We start from the raw sequence: 22,979 nt of genomic DNA on the forward strand, positions 1-22,979 counted from the left end.
TCTAGATGCTCAAACCGATTTTGTTGGTGGAGGACAATCCTCACGACCTCGAGCTGACGCTGGTCGCGCTCGAGCGCAGCCAGTTGGCCAACGAGGTGATTGTCTTGCGCGATGGTGCCGAGGCCCTCGATTACCTGCTGCGTCGCGGTGACCATACCGGCCGCGCCGACGGCAACCCGGCGGTGCTGCTGCTCGATCTCAAGCTGCCGAAAGTCGATGGACTGGAAGTCCTGAAGACCATTCGCGAGACCGCCGAACTGCGCAGCATCCCGGTCGTCATGCTGACTTCCTCGCGCGAGGAGCCGGATCTGATGAGGGCTTACGAACTCGGGGTGAACGCTTACGTGGTCAAGCCGGTCGAATTCCGGGATTTCGTCGCGGCCATCTCCGATCTTGGCATTTTCTGGGCGGTGCTCAACGAGCCTCCCCCAGGCTCGTTGCGGCTGCAGCGTCCGCGTCGAGAGCGCAACGATGGTGACGAGAAGCCCAGCTGAGCAAGCCACGGCTGCCGCTGACCCACAGCCCACTTCCAAGCAGTGCGAAGCCCGCGACAGTATGGTTATGCCATCGAGAACCCCTATCAACATCCTGTTCGTCGAAGACAGCCCACACGATGCCGAGCTGGCATTGATGACGCTCGAACGACACGGCTACGACGTCGACACCGAAATCGTCTTCGATCAAGCCGGCGTGGTCGAGGCACTGCAAACGCGGCGCTTCGACTTGATCCTGTCGGACTACGTCCTGCCTGGTTACTCGGGTAGCCAGGCGTTGCAGGAAGCCAGACAACGGGCTCCGGACACGCCGTTCATCTTCCTGTCTGGCGTCTTCGGCGAAGAGCACGCCGTCAACATGATGCGCTCAGGCGCCATCGACTATGTGCTAAAGCAGAACCTGGTGTTCCTGCCCAACGCCGTGGAACGTGCGCTGAGCGAAGTGCGGGAACGCCGCAGGCGCCTGCGCGCCGAAGAAGCGCTGCGTGAGGTCGAAGTCCGCGCCCGTCTGGCGATCGATGCGGCTGGCCTGGGCATGTGGGACTTCGAGCCGCAGAGCGGCACCTTGATCCTCGATCGCAGCTGCCGCGCCATGTTCGGCCTGGCGGCCGATGCAACGGTCGACATCCGCTTATTCGAATCCCTCTGCCATCCCGATGATCGGCAGCGCTTGCGCGAAGAAATCTGGGACACCCTCGCCGAGGGCGACGACAAGGAGTTCACGGTCGATTATCGAATCCTGCTCGACGACGGCCGGGTACGCTGGGTGGAGACTCGCGGCCAGGGCTTCTTCGAAAACGGCAAGCGCACACGCTTCATCGGAGTGGTGATGGACGTCACCGAGCAGAAGCTGGCAACCGAAGCGCTCAAGCGGATGAACGAAGCGCTCGGTGAGCGAGTCGAGGCGCGCACCCGCGAGCGCGACCGTACCTGGGAACTGTCGCGCGACCTGCTCGTGGTGATGTGCTTCGAAACCCGCGTGCTGGCACTCAATCCGGTCTGGGAAAGCACCCTCGGCTGGTCGCGCGAGACCCTCATCGACCAACCACTCTGGGCGCTGGTGCATCCGGACGATATCAGTTCGACACAGGCCGAAACCGAGCGGCTTCGCCGTGGCAACGTCACCGACCGCTTCGTCAACCGCATGCAGCATCGCGACGGCAGCTATCGCTGGCTGTCCTGGACAGCCGTGCCCGAAGGCGAAAGGATGTATGCGGCCGGCCGCGATATCACCAGTGAAATTGCCGCGGTCGACCGACTCGCCGCCGCGAACCGCGAGCTGACGGAGCAAATCAAGGAGCGCGAGCGTATCGAGGCCACCCTGCAACAGATGCAGCGCCTGGAGGCCGTCGGGCAGCTCACCGCCGGAGTCGCGCATGATTTCAACAACCTGCTGACGGTCATACTGACCAGCGCCAGCTTCCTCAAGAACGACCTGGAGCGTGGCGCCCCGCTGGGCAAATCGCTGGCTCGCCTGCAGTACATTCAAGATTCCGGCGAGCGTGGCGCCACCTTGACCAGCCAACTGCTGGCGTTCGCCCGGCGCCAACAGCTGGCACCCAAGGCGGTGGACCTCAACGACACCCTGGTCGGCCTGCTCAGCCTGTTGCACAGCACGCTGGGCGGTTCGGTAACCATCGAGACCGATACCTGCGCCGGGCTCTGGCACGCGTTGGTCGATCCCACCCAGATCGAAATGATCATCCTCAACCTGGCCATCAACGCGCGCGACGCCATGGGTTCTGGCGGCTGTCTGTCGCTCAGTACGGCAAACGCGGTGATCGACACGCCTGCGCTACGAGCCGAAGAACCCGGCCCCGGCGAGTACGTGGTGCTGTCGGTCAGGGATACCGGCTCGGGTATGAGCGATGAGGTCCTGCAGAAGGCCTTCGAACCCTTCTTCACCACCAAGGAGGTGGGCAAAGGCTCCGGCCTTGGGCTGGCTCAGGTGTTCGGCTTCGCCAAGCAGTCCGGCGGCGGCGCGCGAATCGAGACCGAGCTCGGCATAGGCACGACCGTCAAGGTATACCTGCCCCGGGTTCAGGCGCCGGAGCAGCCAGTTGGCGTACCGGAATGCCAGGCCAGCACGCCGATCGGCGACGCCTCCAATACCGTCCTGTTGGTCGACGACGACCACAGCGTGCGCGAAGTGACCGCACAGATGCTGATCAACCTGGGGTACTCGGTGATCCAGGCGGAGAGCGGCCGCATGGCCTTGCAGCTGCTGGAAGACGGCACCGCCGTGGACCTGCTGCTGGCAGACTTCGCCATGCCGGGCATGAACGGTGGCGAACTGGCTCGTGCCGTTCAATCGACTTATCCGGCATTACCCGTGGTATTCATCACCGGCTACGCGGAGCTGGGCGAGCTCGGCATGGGCAGCACCACCATCATCCAGAAGCCCTTCCGCGAGGAACAGCTGGCCAGCAAGGTCCGTAGCGCGCTCACCGAAGCGAGCCCGGCCTGATGTTATCGTTGCGCCAATGGGTCCGTGACAGCAGCGCTCCACTGCACGAGCGCGTCGACGCTGCATTCTCTCGCTTCGACCTGAGCGACAGGCATGAATATGGACGCTTCCTGCGCGCCCACGGCATGGCGCTGTTCGACCTGGAAGCGGCGCTGGAGCAAGGCGGGATCGAGCGTCTATTGACCGACTGGCCCGAGCGCCGCCGCAGCGCCGCACTCCGTGAGGATCTACAGGCGCTGGAACTCGGCATCCCGACACCGCTAGGCGTCGAACCGGGTTGGGACGAAGGCTGGCACTGGGGTGTCGCCTATGTGCTGGAAGGCTCGCGGCTGGGCGGCCGAGTCCTGTCTCAGTGTGTCCGAGAGGGCTTGGGCGACGCGCCACTGCGCTACCTCGCCCATGGCCAGGGAACCCCATTGTGGCCACGCTTTCTCGAGCAGTTCGAACAGCACGCCACATCAATAGACCGCGCTCAGTTGTCGGCCGGAGTTCGCGCAGCATTCGAACAGTTCCTGCACGCCGCCGCGCACGAATTGCAGGCGCTTGCACCGGCAGGATCCTGATACCAGCGCCATGGCCGCCCTGCACCGCGGGCGGGGCGCGCCGGTTGCGGAACAGAACGCCAATATCGGGCTAACGGCTCTCGCCATTGCGGAGCCGCAGCAGGCGCGGTGTGTGGTTGGCAACAACATAGATTGACACAAGCACCCTTGAAAACACTGAGGAAAACCGAGGCCTTAGGTGCCAGCCTCGACAACATAGTCTGACACAAGGCCACTGCCACATCGAACGAAGCCCCAATCCTGGAACAACATAGATTGACAAAAATATTTGACCATCCGTAGTTGAGCCCCTGGCTACCCAAGAATCTGTGCCTAGGCCGGTCTCTGTGCTGGCTGAGCTTTCGCGCTAGAAGCCTCATCTCATCCTCCCAGGCTCCATCCGCCACAGTCGCCGCTCTCGATCTACCCCTTCTGCCAAGAAGCATTTCGGGCAGAAGCGATTAATCTTTAAGGGCTAACCGATTAATGCAGGAGGTCCATATGAACGTCGTGGACTTGCTCGGCCCTGTCGTTGAGAGGGTTCTTTCCGCCGGAAAACTGCTGTCTTCAGAGTGGCACCGTATCGGCGGCCCCCGAGGCCACGGGGACAAAGCAGCTATCGACTCCGAGATTGAGGCTCAGCTACGTCTAGATCTGCTCGAGCTCCTGCATTGTGATTTCTGGGGTGAGGAAACTGGGACGCACATGACAGGTCACGAGTACTGTTGGGTAGTCGATCCGAACGATGGAACAGCGGACTTCCTACAACACCGTGCAGGGTCAGCCATCTCTGTCGGCCTACTTCACAATGCAATCCCTGTTCTAGGGGTGGTCTACGCCCCCATCGCACCGGATGGTGGTGAGGATTGCATCTCCTGGGCAGAAGGACTGCCAGCAATCATTCGCAATAGGCAAACAGTACATGCTCTGCTTGATCAACTGAGGTTGACGTCCAACAGCGTGGTACTGGTAAGCACTGCCGCAACAAGCAAACCTGAGCTCAACGCAGAGCTTTGTGCCCCGGCAGAGTTCATTTCAATGCCCAGCATCGCCTATCGCCTCGCTCGTGCCGCAGCTGGTGATGCTGTCGTGGGTACGTCTCTTGTACCTGTGTCAGCTCATGATGTGGTAGGAGGTCACGCACTACTGATCGGCGCAGGCGGCGTGCTCATTGATCAAGATGGCGGGCCGATCACCTATGAATCTGAAGAGCGAATGAAGGAGGTTTCCTTGCGCTGCTTCGGCGGAGCACCTCAAGCATGTCAAGAGCTTGTCACTAGGGACTGGAAGCGCCTGTTTCGCTAATAATGAGCTGAAAACTCGCACTCAACCGGTGTTGAAAGCAGGAAATCGTTTGCCAAGCGCGACTATATTCGAGAAGGCGCCCCTTGCGAGCGCCGTCATGCGAAGAGCCGGGAACCAACAGCTCTTAGCGCCCTACGCGCCGAGAGGAGCGTACAGACCAATCAGCCGAGTTTTCTAATCTTCCGTTTCGAACTCGAGTGCTTTTAGCACGCCAATGAGAGCCTGGTCGCAGCCTTCTGCAATATGGAAAAAATGAGCTCGAAAATTACCGTGGGTAGCACGGGCCTCGCGAATTGCGACCTCTTTTTTCTCATGGGTCGCGTGCCCGCGGATCTCATTGCGAAGCTCATGGAGCTTTTTCATAGGAGCCAGAAGTTGTTTGGCAGCCTCCTCACTCAGAGTGCTTCCAAGCAGAATTTCATGAAGAAGCTTCAGCGAGCGCCACACAGACTCTACTTCTCGCCCTTTTTCTTGGGCGATCTTTCGCAGAGGTTTATCTAGAAAGCCCTCCACCAGCAATTGGTCGAGCGCCAAGATTTCATCTCCCCATTCTTTCGGGGAGTCGGTAGCCGGGGCCAGTACGCTATCCATCAGTGCATCGCCTCTCCGGTTCCACCATTCCGGGCTAGCCTTATCCAGCGCTCTCACCTTATTTCTTAAAGAAGTTAAGGGGTCGTAGGTCGTGCACCACTGCCCCTCTATATCCGTCCGATGGGCTCGTGCCGAGATGGATGACTTCGGCCATTCGTTGAATGCCTTCCAGTAGTTTTGCTCTGCAATAGGAAGCTTGGCGAGGTCGCCGATGTAAACGTGGACTTGACCTGCCTCATTTATGTCGTACGACTTGATGTGCCAAGCTCCGCGGCAGGAGATGCTTCGGTCTTCGAGCGTGTATTTTTCTGGGTCCGCCTTGAAGCGCTGGAGAACCTCGGGCCTAAAGAATGCGGGAGATATCTGCCACGGCAGGTCGCTTTGCTCGAAGTAGCTGACGATATGAAGCGGGCTAGCGGACGTCTCGACATTGCGATCATTTTTGCGGTCGTAAATTTTGAAAACTGCATATTCCCGGTCAGGGTCACCTTCAAAATCCCTGCACCACGCCTCTTCCTGTTCAGCCAGGGTTGTTTGTGAGCGCACAACCATAGCGCCGTGCATAAAGCTGGCACGAGCGGCTGAACCGCCATGGTAAAAAAGATCCTCCCCATCGCGATGGTAGCGGCTTAGGTCATTCCAGCCGCTGAAGCTACCGCGAACGGTCCGCGTGAAGTCAAACTTGATAACCAGCGCTAGATCCGCGACTGCCATGTAGATGTCCAGATCTTTGCGAAGAATCGTTACGACTTCTCTACCTTCCAACTGCTCATCAATTGGAAGCGTCATAATCCGTATCACATCCTCGATATCCCCATTGCCGTCTAGGCGACAGTAGGCATTCCGCTCGGGGATATAGTGAATGTCTAGGCAGTGGACGAGTTTCTGGCTGACTTCAATTGGAGCCGGGCCTTTGTGCACTCCCGAAAAATATCGCCTTGTGACGAGCGTCTCGCCGCCAGAGAGGGCTGATACCCGGTCATTCGGAAATGGTGGCTCTAGGTATACGCGGTAACCTTCAGCTGCGCTCCAAGACTTTTGAATCTTCCAAGCTGCATCAGTGCAAAGCGACGTATTCTGAAGCGCGTCTCCGTCAACCGGTGTGACGTTAACGGTTGGTACTAGAGCTCCGACGATCAGTACCGCGGGAGCGGATGCATAGATGACGGTCTCATCAGCATGCGCATTCGTGACCAGGTACTGCGAGGCTTGTTCAGCATCCACGTACCAATGATCATCTGGATTCATTGGCGCGGTCGCGAGCGCTATTAGATCCTTGGCTTCAAATCGGCGCATCTTCCCTCTCGCACTACCATTGGTTCGGTAGAGCCTAATCTCCGCTCCGGCGCTGTACAGGTCAATCCCATAAAGGTTCGCAAGGTACCTTGGCTAACCACGGCAACGCTCTACTCTCTGAAGCCAATAGGCCCATGCACAGTCGACAGGCCTTGTCACATGCTGCTGTGTGAGGGTGACATGAGCGACCGCTAGTACCCGTTTTCTGCGCTTCACGACCGGCTGCAATCGGCCAAAAGCGGACAGCCCGGTAAGCTGCCCACCTAAGCCATGAGTTGAGATAATCGACCGCAAAACGCAGGTAGCGACACCAGCGCCTTGGCTGTCAGATACCCTTACCCAACATCTTGCCGTTAACGGTCTTGCCGTAAAGGTTCACGCCGTCATTGGCGTGGTACTTATCTCGAGTTTTCTCGACTGAGCCATCAATCAAGCGCGGGTCTTGCGGTCGCTCGTGGCTGTTCATGAAGGCCGCCACGTTCCAGGCGTCTTCATCTGACAGGGTGCCGCCTTTGCCCAGTGGCATGTTTTCCTTGATGAACGCCGCAGCCGTGTTGATTCGATGCATGCCAGCACCCCAGTTGAACGAGTCCGCCCCCCAGAGTGGCGGGAATACATAAAGGTCACCAGACTTCTGCCCTTCCCCGTTTGGCCCATGACAGACGGCGCACTGTGCGTCGTAGACCTGTTCTCCCTTCGCCAGGTCGTAGCCGCCTTCGGGTTGTGGCACTTCCGGATAGGCCCGACCGGGCAGCTCTTGCCCCGTGGGTGCTCCGGTTGCAAGCCAGTAGGAATAGGCTGAAAGCGCGGCGATAACGGGGCCGTCAGCCTCGGGTGCCTTGCCGTTCATACTGAACTGGAAACAGCCCTGAAGGCGCTCGGCATAGCTGTTCACCTTGTCGTTCTTCTTTCGGTACGCCGGGTACATGGTGTAGGCAGCCCAGAGCGGCGCAGAGTTGGCTTTCCGGCCTTGTTCGAGGTGGCAGTTCGCACAGGCCAGGCCGTTGCCCACATAGTCGGGCGCATGCGTCTTGGTATCGACGAATATGGCGCGCCCTTGCTGTACCAACTGCCCGTAGGCGTTGTCAGGCAGTTCGCTTTCCTTGGGCGGTTGGAAGTACTTGCTGCTGGCGGGATCACCGGCCCCGGTCAGGATCTGCGACTGATCTTCCATCGCGATGTCGTCCGCGAGCACCGGGAAGGCCAATGACATCAACAGCAGTGCGCTTGTATGGGGCTTCATTTGGCTGCTCCTTTGTCGGTCAGGCCTGCGAAGTATGTCGAGACCGCCATTACCTCGTCCTCGGTCAAGCTACGCGCGATGTGGCCCATCAAGTCGTTGGGGTCGTTCTTGCGGGTGCCCTGACGCCAGGCGGTCAACTGAGACGACAGGTACTGTGCCGACTGCCCGGCCAGCGGTGGGAAGGCGTCGCCGACGCCCGTTCCGCTGGGGCCGTGGCAGGCAACGCACTCGGGGATGTTGCGTTCCCAGGCGCCGCGCAGCGCAAGGGTTTCGCCAGGCCCGTCGACCAACGCGGTGCGGTCGATTCGCTCGACCTGCGGTTGCGGCTTGTCAGCCAGCATCGTCGAGACGGCCTCGGCTTCCTCACGGCTTAAGGCTGCCGCAATGGGCTGCATGATTGGATTCGCCCGCGCACCGGATGCGAAATCAGCCAGTTGCTTGCGCATGTAATTCGCCGACAAGCCGGCCAGACGGGGGAATCCCGCAGCGGCCATGCCTTCGCCCTCGGCGCCGTGGCAGGTAGCGCACGCCATCGCGGCGGTGTTGGCCCCGCCTTTGCTGTACACCGCAGCGGCATCCGCGGCGTGCGCGGACACCGAAATCGCAAGGAAGAGCCCGGCCAAGGGCCAGAGGGGGACGTTCATGTAGCCTCCAGATCATTCTTGTTATAGGTGCCGGTGCTGACTGACCGTGTCGTGTTGCTAGCGTTTGGACAACGGCCCCATGATGCCATTCAACGCCTCGGGACGAGGCGCGCCCTGATGCTGCTGCAGACGCCCTTGCTCATCTAGGTAATAGATAGCCGGGGTGGCCGAGGCGCCCATTTCGCCCATCAGGGTGAGGTTCGCCTCAAGCTGTTCATTCACCTCGGGCGCGATACGCTTGATGGCCTTGAGCGTGCTGGCCTTGCCCGCGGCCTCGTGCTCATTGAGCGCCGCCTCAGGGTCCTTCGCGGCCAGCAGTGCCGCGGATTTACCGGCGCTGTCCGGGCGCAGCATGCCGACCATCACGTGGCGAAGCTGAACGTCACCCGCTTCGACCCAGGGCCGCGCCTGTTTCCAGAACATATTGCAGAACGGGCAGTTCGGGTCGGAAAACATGTAGATAACCCGTGGCGCCTCAGCCGCGCCGTCAGCAATCCAGGTGCTGCTTTCGAGCCGCTGCCACATCTCGCTGCTCATCGGCTCATACACAAGCTTTTCCAGCGGTGCCTTGGTCAGGTCTTCGCCAGCGGAATCCAGCAAACTGCCGACCACGACATGATCACCGTCCGGTGTCAGATACAGCGCAATGCCCTGTCCGTTGTAACGCGCTGCGTAGCCCTTTAATCCTCCCGGCGCGTCGAAACTGCCGACCACTTTGGCTCCGCGCGCTTCAATGGCCTGAACCGCGGGAGGCAGCGTTTCGGCCAGCGCCCAGGGCGTCGGCAGTAAGGCGAGCGTTGAGATAAAAAACGAAAGTGAACGTACCGGTTTCATGGCTGGGTTTTGACCTCTAGTTGCTCAAGGGCGCGCGCCAGGCTGGCACGGGACAGTTCACCGAGATGGCTGCCAACTTGGCGTCCCTCGGCGTCATAAAAAAGCGTGGTGGGCAGCGACGCAGACCCTACGTGCTGGCCCAGACGACCGCCGGTGTCGAGCAGAACGTTTTCCAGACCGAGCCCTTCGGCTTCGAGGAAGTCGGCGATCAATCGCTCGCCCTCGCCCTGGTTGACGAAAAGAAAGGTCACGTCGGTGTTTTCTTGTTGCGCCTGCGCAAGGACCGGCATTTCACGCCGGCAGGGCGGGCACCAAGTGGCCCACAGGTTGACCACCAGCGGCTTGCCAACGTAATCCTGCAAGGCGACGGGTTTACCCCGGTTGTCCCGCAGGCCCATCTCAGGCAGTCGCGTGCCCTGCTCGAACGCGTGCAACGCAAAGGTCCCGAACCCCCAGCTGAGCACACCCACCAGCACCGCTGCGCCCAGCGGTCGGCGCAGCCCGCTGTCGCGCCAGGCCAGCCAGGAACCCAACAGAACGGCCACCAGCAAGCCCGGCCAGGCAATAAAACCGCCGTCACGTATGTCGATCACGCGCCAGGGCTCATCTCGGAAATGCTCGACGTACACCAGCACGAAGGCCAGCCGCGCGACCAGTAGCGCCACCAGCAGCAGCCTGAAGAGCTGTTGTTCCGGATTCCGCTCGCTGCGCCGCCCAACCCACCAGCCGGTCAGCATCGCTATAAACAGGCTCACCAGCATCAGCACATGTGGGACGGCAAGCGCCAATGGCCCCAGGTTGATCGTCAGCATCAGCCACGCTCCATTGTCTGGTTCCATCTGTTCAGAAACTGATTCGCATCGACCTCGCCGGTGATGCGCTGGGTTCGCCGCTCTTCCCCGTCCGGGCCGATGAAGAGCAGCGTCGGCGGCCCCATGACCTGATAGCGGTTCAGCAGCTCGCGACTGGCGGGATCGGTCTGCGTCACGTCCGGCCGCAGAATCCGCACGCCGGTGAGCGCTGCCTGCACCTGGGCGTCACCGAACACCTCCTTTTCCATGACCTTGCAGGACACGCACCAGTCGGCGTAGTAGTCCACCAGCACCCACTGGCCCGCGGCCCTGGCGGCAGCAAGCTCACGATCAAGGTCGGCCGGCTCGCTGAAGCCGACAAATCCGTGGGCAGGCTCAGCACCTTGCGAGGACGCAACGCCGCCTGTGAATACACCGAGCGGCCGCATGACATCCTGTGCGCCGCCAGCCGCTCCGAGCAGCAGCGCTACGCCCCAGACGCCGGCCAGCGACGCCACCGCGCGGCTGAGCGCCTGATGCCGCACCAGTTCCCGCGACAGGTGCAGCAGCCCGCTGGCACCCACAACCAGCAGCGCGCCCCACAGCCCTACCCAGAGCGGGTCGGACAACAGCGGACGAAGCACGTAGAGGGCGGCGACCAGAAATAGGAAACCGAAGGAAACCTTGACGCGATCCATCCACGGCCCAGGCTTGGGCAGGAAGCGATTGCCCACCGTCACCAGCAGCACCAGTGGCGTACCGATCCCCAGGCCCAGCGCGAACAGCACCAGGCCACCGTTCACGGCGTCGCCGCTTTGGGCGATGTACAGCAGCGCCGCGGCCAGCGGTGCAGTCATGCAGGGGCCCACCAGCAGCCCGGACAACACGCCCAACGCGCTGGCCCCGGCGAGGCTGCCGCCCCGGCGCTTGCGGCCGGCCTGCTCCAGCCGATCACGCAGGCCCGCCGGCAGTTGCAGTTCGAAGAAGCCGAACATAGGTAAGGACAGCAGCACGAACAGGCCAGCGAAACTTGCGATCAGCCACGGCTGCATCAGCCATCCCTGCAGATTCGCACCCAGTAGCGCCGCCACCACTCCGAGGGCGGCGTAAACCAGCGCCATGCTGAATACGTAGGCCCCAGCCAGCGCCATGCCGCGGCGAGGCCCGGCCTGGCTACCCACGACGATGCCGGCCAGGATGGGCAGCATCGGCAGCGAACAGGGTGCAAAGGCAAGCAGCAGGCCGAGTCCGAAGAAGATCAGCAGGCTCCAGCCCAGCGACTGCTGCTGTAGCCCGCTGGCCAGGGCCTGGTCGTCGGCCTGAACCGGCATGGACGGAGGGGTGCTGCTGCCGCCCAGCTCTACCGTGCGGCTTTGCGGCGGATAGCACAGGCCGGCATCGGCGCAGCCTTGCCAGCCGAGTTCAAGCGACGCGAGATCCGCATCGGGGAGCTGCACTTCCAGGCTGTCGCGATAGATTCGCGAATCACCAAAATACTCGTCATGGTACGGCTCGCCAGGCGGCAACTGGGGCTCGTTCCCCGGTGGCAGCCCTGCGAATCGCAGGCGCTCCTTGTAGAGGTAATAGCCGGGCGCAATATCCCAGCGCAGCACGGCGCCGCCAGCGTCAGGCTGCTCGACGTGCAGCGTGAACGCTTCATCCACGGGCAGAAAGTCCTGCTGCTTCTGACCGAAGGTGAACGGCGAAGCGTTCGCCAGCTGCACAGACCATAGGCAGCAGGCCAGAAAGATAAAAAGCGCTCGCATGCACAACACCCGATTACCAGATTCGACGGCGAGCTTGCCGACTCGGGATTAAGAGGCGATTAACGAGGCCTGGACACAACCTGTAAGGCCGAGCGACGTTGAGGCGCGAGCAACTCGGCGTACCATCTGCTAACGCGCCGTTAATCCAGGCGGACGATACTGACTGCTGCCTATCAAGCGATTCCCACATGCACGTACTGCTGACAGAAGACAACGCACTGATCGCCAGTGGCATCGTCGCCGGGCTAGAAGCCCAGGGCTTCAGCGTGGCCCATGCCGCTACGGCCGGGCAGGCCGACTCGCTGCTGCGCACAGCCAGCTTCGACCTGATGGTTCTCGATCTGGGTCTGCCTGACGAAGACGGCCTGCGCTTTCTGCAGCGCCTGCGCCGCCGCGGCCTCGAGCTGCCTGTGCTGATCCTGACCGCCCGGGATGCGGTAACCGAGCGGGTCTCCGGGCTTCAGGCGGGCGCTGACGACTACCTCGTCAAACCCTTCGACCTGCGTGAGCTCGCTGCCCGCCTGCATGCCCTACTGCGCCGCGCTGCCGGGCGGGCAACGCAGATGATCGAACACGGCCCGCTAAGCTACGATCCCGCCGCCTGTGCGGCCTTCATGGCAGGCGAACCCGTGGACCTGTCGCGCCGTGAACAGGCGCTGCTCCAGGCGCTACTGCAGAACCCCGGCCGCGTGCTATCGGCCGAGCAGCTCAAGGACGCCGTGTACGGACTGGGCGATGACGTCGAAAGCAACGCCCTGAATGTCCATATCCACCATCTTCGCCGCAAGCTGGGTAACGGCATCGTCGAAACCGTCAGAGGGATCGGTTATCGCCTGGGCCCGGCCGGCCATGCGTCGGCGTCCACCGAGGCACCCGACCCATGAGCTTGCGCCTGCGCCTGACCCTTACCCTCGGCTCGGCCTTCGTGCTGCTCTGGGCGCTGGCCGCGACCTGGATGCTCTTCGATGTTCGCAATCAGTTGATGCAGTCCCTCGATCAGCGCCTTGCTGCGTCGGCGCGGATGGTTGCGGGTCTGTTGGTGCAACTGCCGCAACCGCAACTGGGCGAAGGCGGTATCACCCGGCTGAGTGCGGAACAGCTTGGCATCGAAAACGGCCTGGCCTGCCAGATCAGCTCCTTGCGGGGTGAAATCCTGGCGCGCAGCCATGCGGCGCCAGACAGCACGCTCGACGCTCAGCGCACCGGCTTTCACGACCAGATGATTGGCGATACCGCCTGGCGTAGTTTCACCTTCATCCAGAACGGCATGCGCATCACCACGGCCGATCGCCTTGACGAGCGCACCGCACTCCAGCGCTCGGTGCTCCTGGCCGCGGCACTGCCGGTGTTCGTCGCGTTGCTGGGCAGCCTGATCGTGTTGTGGATCGGAATCGGCAACGGCCTTGCGCCACTCAGACGCATCCGCACGGCCCTGGCGCAGCGCAGCGCCGACTCGGTAGAGCCGTTGCACATCGAGCGACTGCCGCGAGAGCTGACGCCCCTGGTCGAAACCCAGAACCAGCTGTTCGCGCGGATCGCGCACATGCTCGAACGCGAACGTCGGCTCACCGATGACGCCGCCCATGAACTGCGCAGCCCGCTGACCGCCATCAAGACCCACCTGCAGGTCGCGGCCATGACCGAGGGCGATACCGCGAAACGGGCATTGGCCCAGGCCGAGGTCGGCACGGATCGCCTGCACCGGATCCTCGAACAGCTGCTCATGCTGGCGCGGGTCGAAGGTCGCGTGTCCTTCAATGACGGCCTCAGCTGCACGGCCCTCGACGTCGCGCAGCTGGCGATCGCTGACGCCAGTCAGCAGCCCGGGCCGCACATCGAGCTGTGCGGGGCGCAAGATGTCTGCCCTCACCCACTGGCGATGCCGCCCACCCTGGCGGTCGCGGCGTTGCGCAACCTGCTCGACAATGCCCGCCGCCATACCCGGCACGGCACAGCCATCCGCTTGACGCTCTCACAGCTGGATGAACGCCGGGTTCGCTTCAGCGTGCAGGATCACGGCCCGGCCATCCCGCCGGAAATGCTCGAGCGTCTGACGGAGCGCTTCTGGCGCAGCGGCGAAGGTGAAGGCAGTGGTCTGGGCCTGTCCATCGTCAAGGCGATCGCCGAGCGCTGTGCCTGCGATCTGCGTTTCGAGCCGCAGGCGGACGGCCTCATCGTCGAGTTGGTGGTCAGCCTGCAGGCTCCCGCTCCCTGAAGACGGCACCTCGATAACCTGAACGTCCAGCCACGCACACCGTCCGAATAGCTGACTGAGCAATCCGTTAACCATCGTCGGAGGTGGCAATGCTTGTTTTCGAACCTGTTTATACAGACGGCCTGGCGCAGATTTCCTATCTGGTCGGCGACAGCAAGGCCGCGGTAGCCGCGGTCATCGACCCACGCCGCGACATCGATATCTACCTGCAAATGGCCAAGGCGCGAGGCCTGCGAATCGCCTACGCCATCGAAACACATATCCATGCCGACTTCGTGTCCGGCGCCCAGGCGCTGGCGAAGCGCACCGGGGCACAGATCATCGGCGGTCGCGCGGATAACTACGAGTTCGAGCTTCGCCAGGTCAGCGGTGGCGAGACGATAGAGCTCGGGCAGGCCACGCTGCAGGTCATGCACACGCCCGGGCATACGCCTGAACATATCTCCCTGCAGCTGTTCGACGCCCAGCAGGGCGACCAGCCGATCGCGCTGTTTACCGGCGATACCCTGTTCAACCTGGACGTCGGGCGCCCCGACCTGCTGGGCGAAGGCAGCGAACGAAAGCTGGCCGGCGCGCTGTACCACACACTTTTCGATCACTACCTGCCCCTTGGCGACAGGATTGAAATCTACCCCTGCCACGGCGCCGGCTCGGCCTGCGGCAAGTCTATCGGCGACCGTCGCCACTCCACGCTCGGCAGCGAGCGTCTCTTCAACCCCGCGTTGCGCGAGCAGCGGAGCGAGGACGCGTTCATCGATTGGCTACTGGCGGACATGCCGGAACCACCCCGTCACTACGCGCGCCTGAAAAAACTGAACTTGCGCCCAGCGGTGCAGATAGAAGGCCCTGCCCTGCCGCCGCCCCTCGCCCCGTCCGACTTCGAGGCACTGGCCGCGCACGACATGCAGGTTGTGGACGTCCGCTCGATCCTCGCGTTTGGCGGCGGGCACGTGCCCGGGGCGGTCAACATCGCCCTGCGCAACGAGTTCGTGAACTGGGCGGGCCGGATGCTCGACGACGCTCGCCCGATCCTGCTGGTGGGCGAATCGGCCGACGATGTCCACCAGGCTGTCACCCAGCTCTACCGGATAGGCCTGGACGATATTCGCGGCTATCTGCGCAACGGCATGACGGACTGGCAGAACGCGGCGCTACCGCTGAACAGGCTTCAGGAATGGACGGTTCATGAACTGAATGCACGTCGTGAAGCGCCCGATGTACAGGTGCTGGATGTACGCAGCCCCCAAGAGGTTGCGGCGGGTCGGGTGCCTGGCGCCAGGCACATCTTCGTCGCGCACCTCGCCGACCGGCTCAACGAGCTGGATCCGGACAAGACCACCGTCACCTACTGCGGATCCGGCTATCGCGCCTCCATCGCTGCCAGCATCCTCAAGAAAGCCGGCTTTCGTGATGTGGCCAATGTCCCCGGTTCCTGGATGGCCTGGAAGGCGGCAAACCTGCCGGTCCAGGAAGGCTAAGGTCTTATCCGGTCGCGCGGCGCAGGTGTCTGGCTTGCCACCTGCGGGTGCGCGATCAGAAGGCGACTTGAAGCAGCAAGGCCGACGCGGCAACAGCCGCGACCAATCCGAAGCCCCGCTGCAGCAGGCGCCCGTCCAGGCGAGAGGAAACCGTGCGGCCGGCGAACATCCCGAGCACGGCACCGGCCGAGAATGGCAGCGCCACTGCCCACTGGATGCCACCCGTCAGCGCGGCGGACAACACGCCGCTGACCGACACCAGGCCGATGACCGCCAACGACGTGGCGGCAATCGAACGCATCGGCAGATCACTGAAGCGACTGAGCGCCGGCACCAGCACGAACCCGCCGCCGACCCCCAGCAAGCCGGAGAGGAAACCGGCCAAGGTGCCGGAGGCGGCGACGGTCGCTGCACAGCGTGAGGTCCAGTGAAAGCGGCCCGTCTGCGGGTTCAGCCGACAGGGCACGGCTCTCGGGGTCGTGTCATCGCTCGGCGGGCGCCTGAATGCCCTGAAGGCGACCCAGAACATCACCAGCGCAAACACCACGGCAAGCACATCGTGCGCTACCCGCGCGGCCACCCAGAGGCCGACGGGCGCGAGCAACACGCCACAGCAGGCCATCAGGGCCGCCGCCTTGTACCGGACAATGCCGTCCCTCAGACCAATCACTGCCCCGACCCAGGCCGCGAATCCGACCGCCATCAACCCGATTGGCGCGGCCTGATGCAGCTCGAGCCCGACCACGAAGATCAGCAACGGCACGGTGAGGATGCCGCCGCCGGCACCGGTCAGCGCCAGGACGAGGCCGACCAATAGCCCAAGCCCGATCTCAACCATCGTTGCGCTCCGGAAGCCTTGGATCACCTTTCGATTTAGAGCGACTGCAACCTATCACTGCGGCTTCCCTGAGAAGCGTGTCTGCAACTCGTAGAGCGCCATACCCGCCAACATGGCGAGGACAAAGATCAAGGGTTCGCTCCGACCACTCAAAAGCGTCGCGACCGCCGGACCCGGACAATAGCCAGCCAGCCCCCATCCCGCTCCGAATGCCAGGCTGCCCAGTACAAGAGGGCGATCGATCCGGGTGGCGGTGGGCATTCGCATGATATCTCCCAGCACCGCCCGGGACCGTTTGGAGGCGAAATAGAACCCGACACTGGCGACCGCAATCGCACCGCCCATAACGAACGCGAGCGAGGGGTCCCACGGCCCGGCCAGATCGAGAAAGGCGATCACTTTGGACGGATCGGCCATCCCTGACAGGATCAGGCCAAGGCCGAAAACCAGCCCCGCTACAAAGGCGCTCAGCAATTTCATGGCAACTCCTCAGCCCAGCAGGTGGCGGATGACGAACACGGTTAGAAAGCCGCTGGCCATGAACGCGGCCGTCGCGACCAGCGAGCGCGGCGACCGTCGCGACAACCCGCAGACGCCATGCCCGCTCGTACAACCGGAGCCATACCGCGTGCCGATCCCGACCAACACACCAGCCGCGATCAGCGTCAAGGTGCTCGCCTCTACTTCGATGTCTGGTTGCTCGAACGCGGCCTGAAACAGCACCGGCGCGATCACCAGCCCGGCAATGAATGCAACACGCCAGAGCACATCGCCTTTGCCTGGCCGCAGCAAGCCGCCGATCACGCCGCTGATGCCCGCGATTCTCCCGCTCAACAGGATAAATAAGGTCGCAGCAAGACCGATCAGCGCGCCCCCTGCGAGCGAGGACCACGGTGTGAAATGTGCCCAGTCAATCGTCATGCCGAGGGTTCCTCGCGTTCGGGATGCTGACAGTAAAGCCGGTAAAGCACCTGCATAACCTCCATCGCTTGAGGGCTGGCGATGCTGTAATGCACTTGCTTGCCCTCGCGTCGGGTGCTGACCAAGCCGTTATGGCGCAGCACCGTGAGCTGCTGCGACAGGGTCGGCTGCACAATGCCCGTCGCACTGGCGAGGTCACCCACGCAGTGCTCGCCCTGGGTCAGCTGGCAGAGCAACAACAGGCGGTCGGGGTTGCCGAGCACTTTCAGCAAGCCGCAGGCGTCCGCGGCACTGCGACGAAGCGTTTCGATATCGATTTCTGCCATGTGGGCCATTTTGTTCAGGTGGGTCAGGTGGATTTGACAATACGATTTATCAATATATATTTCAATAGATCGTATCAACACGGCAGCGGACGCCCGGTCGGAACTCGACCTCCCGCACACGCCCTACAATTATGCGGCATCGCTGTGACTTTCACCTCGCCGCGCCCACCCCGTCGGCGCGAACCTGGAGATCAACATGTCATCGATACAGCAAAACAGTACCAATCATGACCAGGCGGACAGGGTTCGCCGCTCAACGTCCCAACCTGTGAACCAGGAAATCGATCGGCAAACGGACGAGAACATTCGTCGATTCAGCGGGATGGGGCGAAGCGCAATCCTTCAGCGTATCGACGCCCTGGATCGCGAGTGGGACGTGGAACGCGTGCTCGAGGTCAATGCCTCCTCGCTCGCGCTGTCTGGCTTGCTACTTGGCCTGACAGCGAACCGAAAGTGGTTTCTGCTGCCTGGCGTCGTGCTGCCGTTTCTTCTGCAACACGGCTTGCAGGGCTGGTGCCCGCCGCTGGCGATCTTGCGCCGGCTGGGTATCCGCACGCGGGGCGAGATCGATCAGGAAAAGTATGCACTGCTCAGTGCGCTGGAACAGGCACCGCTGAACACTCACCACTCGCCGAGACCATCATGATATTTCGCCAGCTGTTCGAGCCCGTGTCGTCCACCTATACCTACGTACTCGGATGCGAGGACACCGGCCAGGCCGTGCTCATCGACCCGGTCATTTCCGCAACGGACCGCGACCTGGCCGAGCTGGCCAGGCTGGACCTGCAGCTGGCGTTCACCTTGGACACCCATATACATGCCGACCACATCACCGCCGCGCTGGAGCTGAAGAAGCAGACCGGCTGCCGTATCGCGGGGCCGGCTATCGATAAGTTGCCCTGCACGGATGTGGGCATTGAAGAAGGTGTTCCTTTCATCGTCGGCAGCCTGCAGTTCACACCCTTGCATACCCCCGGACACACCGACGGGCATTTTGCCTATCTCCTCGGTGATCGCCTGTTCAGCGGTGATGCGTTGCTCATCGACGGCTGCGGTAGGACTGACTTTCAGAACGGCAGCGCCGACGACCTGTTTCACAGCGTTAGAAACAAGCTGTTCACGCTGCCAGACGACACCCTGGTCTATCCCGGCCATGACTACAGCGGTCGACGAGTCTCGACCATCGCCCAGGAAAAGCAGCGCAACCCCCGACTCGGTGAAGCGATAACGTTGGAGCGCTTCCGCGACATCATGGCGGAACTGAACTTGCCCTATCCCGCGTTCATCGATCATGCCGTGCCGGGGAATCGCCAGTGCGGTGTCTGCCCACCCGACCTGACGGATAATTTCCGCCGCTATTGCGAACAGGTTGAGCACAGTCCTCAGGGTTGAGCACGTCATGCCAGCCCCCGTGAGGCCCGGGGAATCGATCACCGTTCGCAGCCTCCAGGCGACGTTACCAAGAATCCATTTCGCTACGTGAGGAATTGAATATGAAGAGCCCAGATCGACCCCGTTTCGGCGTGAGCGCAGACCGGCAATCGGGAAGCCGCCGCGTTCGCTATGTCGAAACCAACCGCCCAGATAGCCAGAACTGCACGATTTGCCAGCTGGATGAAGAAAACCCATCGCCAGTCGAGGCGTCTTCCAGCGCGCACGATACCGGTGAGCAGAAGCCCGGCGCCAAGTCGGAGCGGTAGGGCCTCCGACGCCCCTAGTGAACGCGGCTTAGCACAAATCCCTTGCGACGAGAGCTTTGGTCTCGCCAGCCCCCGCGCACGTACCACTTCGCCAATACGAAAAACGAACTAGGAACGAGCTAGGGATGTATCTCGGCAAACGAGCCAACGTCCGCTTTTGGCCAGTTAGCGACGGCCTGGCTTCGACCGTCGCTATGCATGGTCAAACCTCGGTCTGTTCCGCCATCTCTAGGGCATCATCGACCTCAATCCCCAGATATCGAACGGTGCTCTCCAGCTTCGTATGGCCGAGCAACAGTTGAACTGCCCGCAGGTTCTTCGTCCTGCGATAGATCAGTGATGCCTTCGTACGTCTTATTGTGTGAATGCCATACAGGGCTGGATCAGGGCCAATGGCTTTCACCCAACCTTTGACGATACGAGCGTATTGACGAGTGGATAGATGGTCTGAGATATGCAGCCGGCTCGGAAAAAGGCAATCCTCGCTGCGGGGCTGGGCATGATGTATGGCGATGTGCCGTTCCCTAAGATCAAATGGATTTTCCAGAATCTCAACAAAGCCGAGGTCCTGCTGACCTTCAATGTCGATTTTTTGGTTACGTATCTAGCCGACCGCCAAGCGAACCGGAAAGCCATTGCAAATATCGGCTTGGATCAGCATGTGCCATGGGACATGCTTAAACAGCTGAAGGCGCATCAGCCACGGAGCTGGCAATACCTGATCCAGCGCTATCTGTCCGAGGGGATCAAGCAGGAAAGCGGTGCCCAGTACATGACCGTCTTCTTCATTCGTCCGGCCGGCAGCAACCCGATGGCCTATTGGTTTATCCATCTGGCGAACAACTACCGCGCTAACGATGTGATGAAGAAGATCCACTGGAAATACGGCAACAACTTTTCCCATATGCTGTCGCCTTCCAGCTTTTTCAGCTACGACGCCAATCGGGATATCGCCGTGACAGGTCAGCACGATTTGCTGTTGGATGAGCATTATTTCGACGATGCTACCAATGACCGCATCCGAGGAGAACTTTCGGAGCTCTTGCCCAAACAGGTCTACGAGGTAGAACGGCAACCTTTTTTGGGCCTGATGAGCGGATTGACCAACTACACCATGGCTGACGAGCTTCGCGTAAAGCAGGCACTCGACATTGCTGTCGCGACCGGTGATCTGCTGGCGGTCGACAAGAACGGCAAAACAAGGCGTCGAAAAGGCACAAGCATCAAGTCGACAGATATCCTGATAGCGCCCCCGCAAAGACCCATCTTCTTCGTGCCACCTCTGAAGAAATCCAGTTCAGAAAACTGAGAGGGGCGGCATCGCTCTTCGGGTGGGCGGTTCGCCTCCAACGGTAGAGGTACCGGCATGATACAAGCAGTAGTTTTCGATGTGTTTGGCACGCTTCTCCAGATAGGTGAGCGCCGCCATCCTTTCCGCCAACTGATGCAGAACCTGCGGCTTCAGGGCAAAACACCAAGGCCGGATGACGCACGGACTCTGATGACTCGAAATCTGGGCTTGGCTGGAGCTGCCGATTATTTCGGTGCGCAGTTGAGCAACTCTGAGTTAGCTAGCCTTGAAAGCGACCTTTTCACCGAGCTGGCCAGCGTTCGCCTTTTCGATGATGCGTTGGAGTCGCTAAATCAGCTAAAGGACGCCGGCCTGAATCTCGCGTTGTGCTCCAATCTCGCAGCCCCATATGCGATTCCGGCCAAACTGTTACTGCCGTCGTTCGATGTTTACGGATGGAGCTTTGAGGTTGGGACAATAAAGCCTGAGCCCGCAATCTATCGTCAGATGATCGAACAGCTTGGCTGCGAAGCCTCCGCTATCGCAATGATCGGTGACACGTTGCAAGCCGATATGCTTGGTCCAATTGGGCAAGGCATGCGGGGCTACCACCTACAGCGTGAAGGAAAAGCCGATCAGTGCGGCTTCGTCTCGCTGATGGACTTTGCAGCCCACGTTCTGCAATACCCACCATCCGCCAACGGCTAAAGCGGCGTCGCCAGTTTTAGCTGACGCCGCTAGACCCGGATGGCTTACAGGCATGAAGACACCCTTTTTCTGTAACGGGAGCTCCTTCAACCCTTGAGCGCCAGAATACGCCGAGCGCCGTTGAGAACGATGAATCCCACGACGGTACCGATAATCAGGTCTGGGTAGTTGGACCCAGTCCAAGCGACGAGCGCTCCGGCGACTATGACGCCCATGTTGATGACCACATCATTGGCGGAGAATATCCAGCTCGCTTTCATGTGAGCACCACCTTCCCGGTGTTTGGAAATCAGCAGCAAACAACCCGTGTTGGCGAGCAATGCCAGGAACGCGACGGCCATCATTATCAGCGACTCGGGCTCGCTGCCGAATATAAAGCGTCTGATCACCTCTACGAGCACGCCGAGGGCCAAAATCAGCTGGAGCACACCAGCAAGGTGTGCAGCACGCACCTGCAGATTGACGCTGCGCCCAACCGCATAAAGGGCCAGGCCGTACACTGCCGCGTCAGCGAACATGTCGAGCGAATCGGCAATCAGACCCGCGGACCTGGCAATCAGGCCAGCAGTCATCTCTACCACGAACATGAAGGCGTTGATGCCTAACAGTAAACGTAGGGAGCGGGATTCCTGTGTAGAGTTCGCCGGATTCTCGGCGGCTTTGATCATCTCAGGGTCTGCCGCGACAGTTTTCTGAAGAGTGGCGCCTAGCCCTAACGTCGCCAGCTTTTTGGTTATGGGCTCAACGGCACTGTCATGCATGACATCTAACCGACGGTCCGACAGATCAAAAGTCAGCTTCCGAACTCCGTCCAAACCATTCAGCGCCAAGCGGATCATTCGCTCTTCTGATGGACAATCCATCTTGGGCACGGCGTAAACACTGACCCATTGCCCCGTCGTATCGGAAGGGTTTTGCATATCGGCATCAGCGGCTGGTGTCGCATCGCAGCCGCAGGGACCATCGGACTTGCTCATGATACGGCTCCACTTGAAATCGAAGATGGGATCATTAAAAGCCTTATAGCTACTATAAGGTCAATAACGCAGAGCCGATGAGGATTCACACGATGCGCATTGGTCAGTTAGCAAGGCTAATAGGGATTGATACACAGACGATCCGCTTCTATGAGCAGCAGGGCTTGTTGCCACCGCCTGATCGCCAGGCGAACGGCTATCGTGTCTACACCGAGAAGCATGGCGAGCGGCTAGCTTTCATCCGGCGCTGCCGAATCTTGAATCTGTCACTTCCAGAGATTCACGCACTCCAAAGCTACCAGGATGACCCTCGCCAGCCTTGTACGGCCGTCAATGCCTTACTCGATGATCACATTTCTCAAGTCAGATCCCAGATAACCGCTCTGCAATCACTCGAACGACAACTCGTTTCACTGCGGGCTAATTGCAACGATGGGCGGGAAGTTGAGGCTTGCGGCATTCTCGCCGGAATTAGCGAGGACGCATGCATTAAATGAACGGCGTTGGGGCTTGCGGGCCTGGTTACCCGGCCAACGCGCATGCCCTCGAAAT

General features: G+C 61.1%; 22 protein-coding genes and 2 pseudogenes. 12 read left to right on the forward strand and 12 right to left on the reverse strand.

What is annotated here, in order from left to right; genetic code table 11:
• Nucleotides 1–5 precede the first annotated feature (5 nt).
• From KCX70_RS22315 to KCX70_RS22330, 4 genes are all read left to right on the forward strand, one after another.
• Nucleotides 6–494: a response regulator gene (locus KCX70_RS22315; RefSeq protein ID WP_102852732.1), complete on the forward strand. Its 489-nt coding sequence runs from the start codon at nt 6–8 to the stop codon at nt 492–494.
• Between the two features lie 67 nt (nt 495–561).
• Nucleotides 562–2,961, forward strand: coding sequence for a response regulator (locus KCX70_RS22320; RefSeq protein ID WP_212618878.1), 2,400 nt, complete (start codon nt 562–564; stop codon nt 2,959–2,961).
• On the forward strand, nt 2,961–3,524 hold the full coding sequence (locus tag KCX70_RS22325; protein WP_212618879.1) for a biliverdin-producing heme oxygenase: 564 nt from the start codon (nt 2,961–2,963) through the stop codon (nt 3,522–3,524). Before KCX70_RS22320 ends, KCX70_RS22325 begins: the two co-directional genes overlap by 1 nt.
• A 480-nt stretch (nt 3,525–4,004) precedes the next feature.
• Nucleotides 4,005–4,808, forward strand: coding sequence for an inositol monophosphatase family protein (locus KCX70_RS22330; protein WP_003118436.1), 804 nt, complete (start codon nt 4,005–4,007; stop codon nt 4,806–4,808).
• A 174-nt stretch (nt 4,809–4,982) separates the two neighbouring features.
• Here KCX70_RS22330 and KCX70_RS22335 read toward each other — a convergent pair whose 3' ends face one another.
• The 6 genes from KCX70_RS22335 to dsbD all read right to left on the reverse strand — a co-directional run bounded on the left by KCX70_RS22335 (nt 4,983) and on the right by dsbD (nt 11,973).
• Complete coding sequence (locus tag KCX70_RS22335; protein WP_064481052.1) at nt 4,983–6,695, reverse strand: hypothetical protein; 1,713 nt, start codon at nt 6,693–6,695, stop codon at nt 4,983–4,985.
• 325 nt (nt 6,696–7,020) lie between these two features.
• The gene (locus tag KCX70_RS22340; protein WP_003289353.1) at nt 7,021–7,938 is read right to left on the reverse strand and encodes a c-type cytochrome; all 918 of its coding nucleotides are present in this window, start codon (nt 7,936–7,938) and stop codon (nt 7,021–7,023) included.
• Nucleotides 7,935–8,582, reverse strand: a complete 648-nt coding sequence (locus KCX70_RS22345) for a c-type cytochrome (RefSeq protein WP_003289355.1) — start codon at nt 8,580–8,582, stop codon at nt 7,935–7,937. The genes KCX70_RS22340 and KCX70_RS22345 overlap by 4 nt, the downstream gene beginning before the upstream one ends.
• A 57-nt stretch (nt 8,583–8,639) precedes the next feature.
• The gene (gene dsbG / locus KCX70_RS22350) at nt 8,640–9,416 is read right to left on the reverse strand and encodes a thiol:disulfide interchange protein DsbG (protein ID WP_003289357.1); all 777 of its coding nucleotides are present in this window, start codon (nt 9,414–9,416) and stop codon (nt 8,640–8,642) included.
• Nucleotides 9,413–10,228, reverse strand: a complete 816-nt coding sequence (locus tag KCX70_RS22355; RefSeq protein WP_023444733.1) for a TlpA family protein disulfide reductase — start codon at nt 10,226–10,228, stop codon at nt 9,413–9,415. Before KCX70_RS22355 ends, dsbG begins: the two co-directional genes overlap by 4 nt.
• Complete coding sequence (gene dsbD / locus KCX70_RS22360; protein WP_023444732.1) at nt 10,228–11,973, reverse strand: protein-disulfide reductase DsbD; 1,746 nt, start codon at nt 11,971–11,973, stop codon at nt 10,228–10,230. Before dsbD ends, KCX70_RS22355 begins: the two co-directional genes overlap by 1 nt.
• Nucleotides 11,974–12,161: 188 nt before the next feature.
• Here dsbD and KCX70_RS22365 point away from each other — a divergent pair, with 188 nt between their 5' ends.
• The 3 genes from KCX70_RS22365 to KCX70_RS22375 all read left to right on the forward strand — a co-directional run bounded on the left by KCX70_RS22365 (nt 12,162) and on the right by KCX70_RS22375 (nt 15,666).
• Nucleotides 12,162–12,857 carry a response regulator gene (locus KCX70_RS22365; RefSeq protein WP_003289360.1) on the forward strand — a complete coding sequence of 232 codons (696 nt, stop codon included), beginning with the start codon at nt 12,162–12,164 and terminating at the stop codon, nt 12,855–12,857.
• Complete coding sequence (locus tag KCX70_RS22370) at nt 12,854–14,188, forward strand: sensor histidine kinase (RefSeq protein WP_003289361.1); 1,335 nt, start codon at nt 12,854–12,856, stop codon at nt 14,186–14,188. The genes KCX70_RS22365 and KCX70_RS22370 overlap by 4 nt, the downstream gene beginning before the upstream one ends.
• A gap of 89 nt (nt 14,189–14,277) precedes the next feature.
• A complete protein-coding gene (locus KCX70_RS22375; protein ID WP_023444731.1) occupies nt 14,278–15,666 on the forward strand; it encodes an MBL fold metallo-hydrolase in 1,389 nt (462 codons plus the stop codon).
• 55 nt (nt 15,667–15,721) lie between these two features.
• Here the strand turns inward: KCX70_RS22375 and KCX70_RS22380 are convergent, their stop codons facing one another.
• Genes KCX70_RS22380 through KCX70_RS22395 form a run of 4 tightly spaced genes read right to left on the reverse strand, consistent with a single transcriptional unit; the run spans nt 15,722 to nt 17,760 of the window.
• Entirely contained in the window at nt 15,722–16,504 is a 783-nt protein-coding gene (locus tag KCX70_RS22380) for a sulfite exporter TauE/SafE family protein (RefSeq protein ID WP_003289367.1), read from the reverse strand.
• A 54-nt stretch (nt 16,505–16,558) separates the two neighbouring features.
• The gene (locus tag KCX70_RS22385; protein WP_003289368.1) at nt 16,559–16,984 is read right to left on the reverse strand and encodes a YeeE/YedE family protein; all 426 of its coding nucleotides are present in this window, start codon (nt 16,982–16,984) and stop codon (nt 16,559–16,561) included.
• A gap of 9 nt (nt 16,985–16,993) precedes the next feature.
• Complete coding sequence (locus tag KCX70_RS22390; RefSeq protein ID WP_003289369.1) at nt 16,994–17,425, reverse strand: YeeE/YedE family protein; 432 nt, start codon at nt 17,423–17,425, stop codon at nt 16,994–16,996.
• Entirely contained in the window at nt 17,422–17,760 is a 339-nt protein-coding gene (locus tag KCX70_RS22395; protein ID WP_003289371.1) for an ArsR/SmtB family transcription factor, read from the reverse strand. Before KCX70_RS22395 ends, KCX70_RS22390 begins: the two co-directional genes overlap by 4 nt.
• Nucleotides 17,761–17,947: 187 nt before the next feature.
• Here KCX70_RS22395 and KCX70_RS22400 point away from each other — a divergent pair, with 187 nt between their 5' ends.
• Nucleotides 17,948–18,397, forward strand: coding sequence for a hypothetical protein (locus KCX70_RS22400; RefSeq protein WP_003289372.1), 450 nt, complete (start codon nt 17,948–17,950; stop codon nt 18,395–18,397).
• A complete protein-coding gene (locus KCX70_RS22405) occupies nt 18,394–19,143 on the forward strand; it encodes an MBL fold metallo-hydrolase (RefSeq protein ID WP_003289374.1) in 750 nt (249 codons plus the stop codon). The genes KCX70_RS22400 and KCX70_RS22405 overlap by 4 nt, the downstream gene beginning before the upstream one ends.
• 510 nt (nt 19,144–19,653) lie before the next feature.
• On the opposite strand, the pseudogene KCX70_RS22410 reads toward KCX70_RS22405, so the two are convergent.
• Nucleotides 19,654–19,959: pseudogene (locus KCX70_RS22410) on the reverse strand (tyrosine-type recombinase/integrase); the annotation flags it as partial.
• On the opposite strand from KCX70_RS22410, the pseudogene tcmP reads away from it, so the two are divergent.
• Nucleotides 19,957–20,760, forward strand: a pseudogene (gene tcmP, locus KCX70_RS22415) (three-Cys-motif partner protein TcmP); the annotation flags it as partial. The pseudogenes KCX70_RS22410 and tcmP sit on opposite strands and share 3 nt — an antisense overlap.
• A 57-nt stretch (nt 20,761–20,817) precedes the next feature.
• A complete protein-coding gene (locus tag KCX70_RS22420; RefSeq protein WP_003292660.1) occupies nt 20,818–21,450 on the forward strand; it encodes an HAD family hydrolase in 633 nt (210 codons plus the stop codon).
• Nucleotides 21,451–21,536: 86 nt separating this feature from the next.
• Here KCX70_RS22420 and KCX70_RS22425 read toward each other — a convergent pair whose 3' ends face one another.
• The gene (locus tag KCX70_RS22425; RefSeq protein WP_003292661.1) at nt 21,537–22,427 is read right to left on the reverse strand and encodes a cation transporter; all 891 of its coding nucleotides are present in this window, start codon (nt 22,425–22,427) and stop codon (nt 21,537–21,539) included.
• A gap of 92 nt (nt 22,428–22,519) precedes the next feature.
• On the opposite strand from KCX70_RS22425, the gene cadR reads away from it, so the two are divergent.
• Complete coding sequence (gene cadR, locus KCX70_RS22430; RefSeq protein WP_003292662.1) at nt 22,520–22,924, forward strand: Cd(II)/Pb(II)-responsive transcriptional regulator; 405 nt, start codon at nt 22,520–22,522, stop codon at nt 22,922–22,924.
• Nucleotides 22,925–22,979 lie beyond the last annotated feature (55 nt).

The sequence above is a fragment of the Stutzerimonas stutzeri genome (genome assembly GCF_018138085.1).
GTDB classification, from domain to species: Bacteria; Pseudomonadota; Gammaproteobacteria; order Pseudomonadales; family Pseudomonadaceae; genus Stutzerimonas; species Stutzerimonas stutzeri_AI.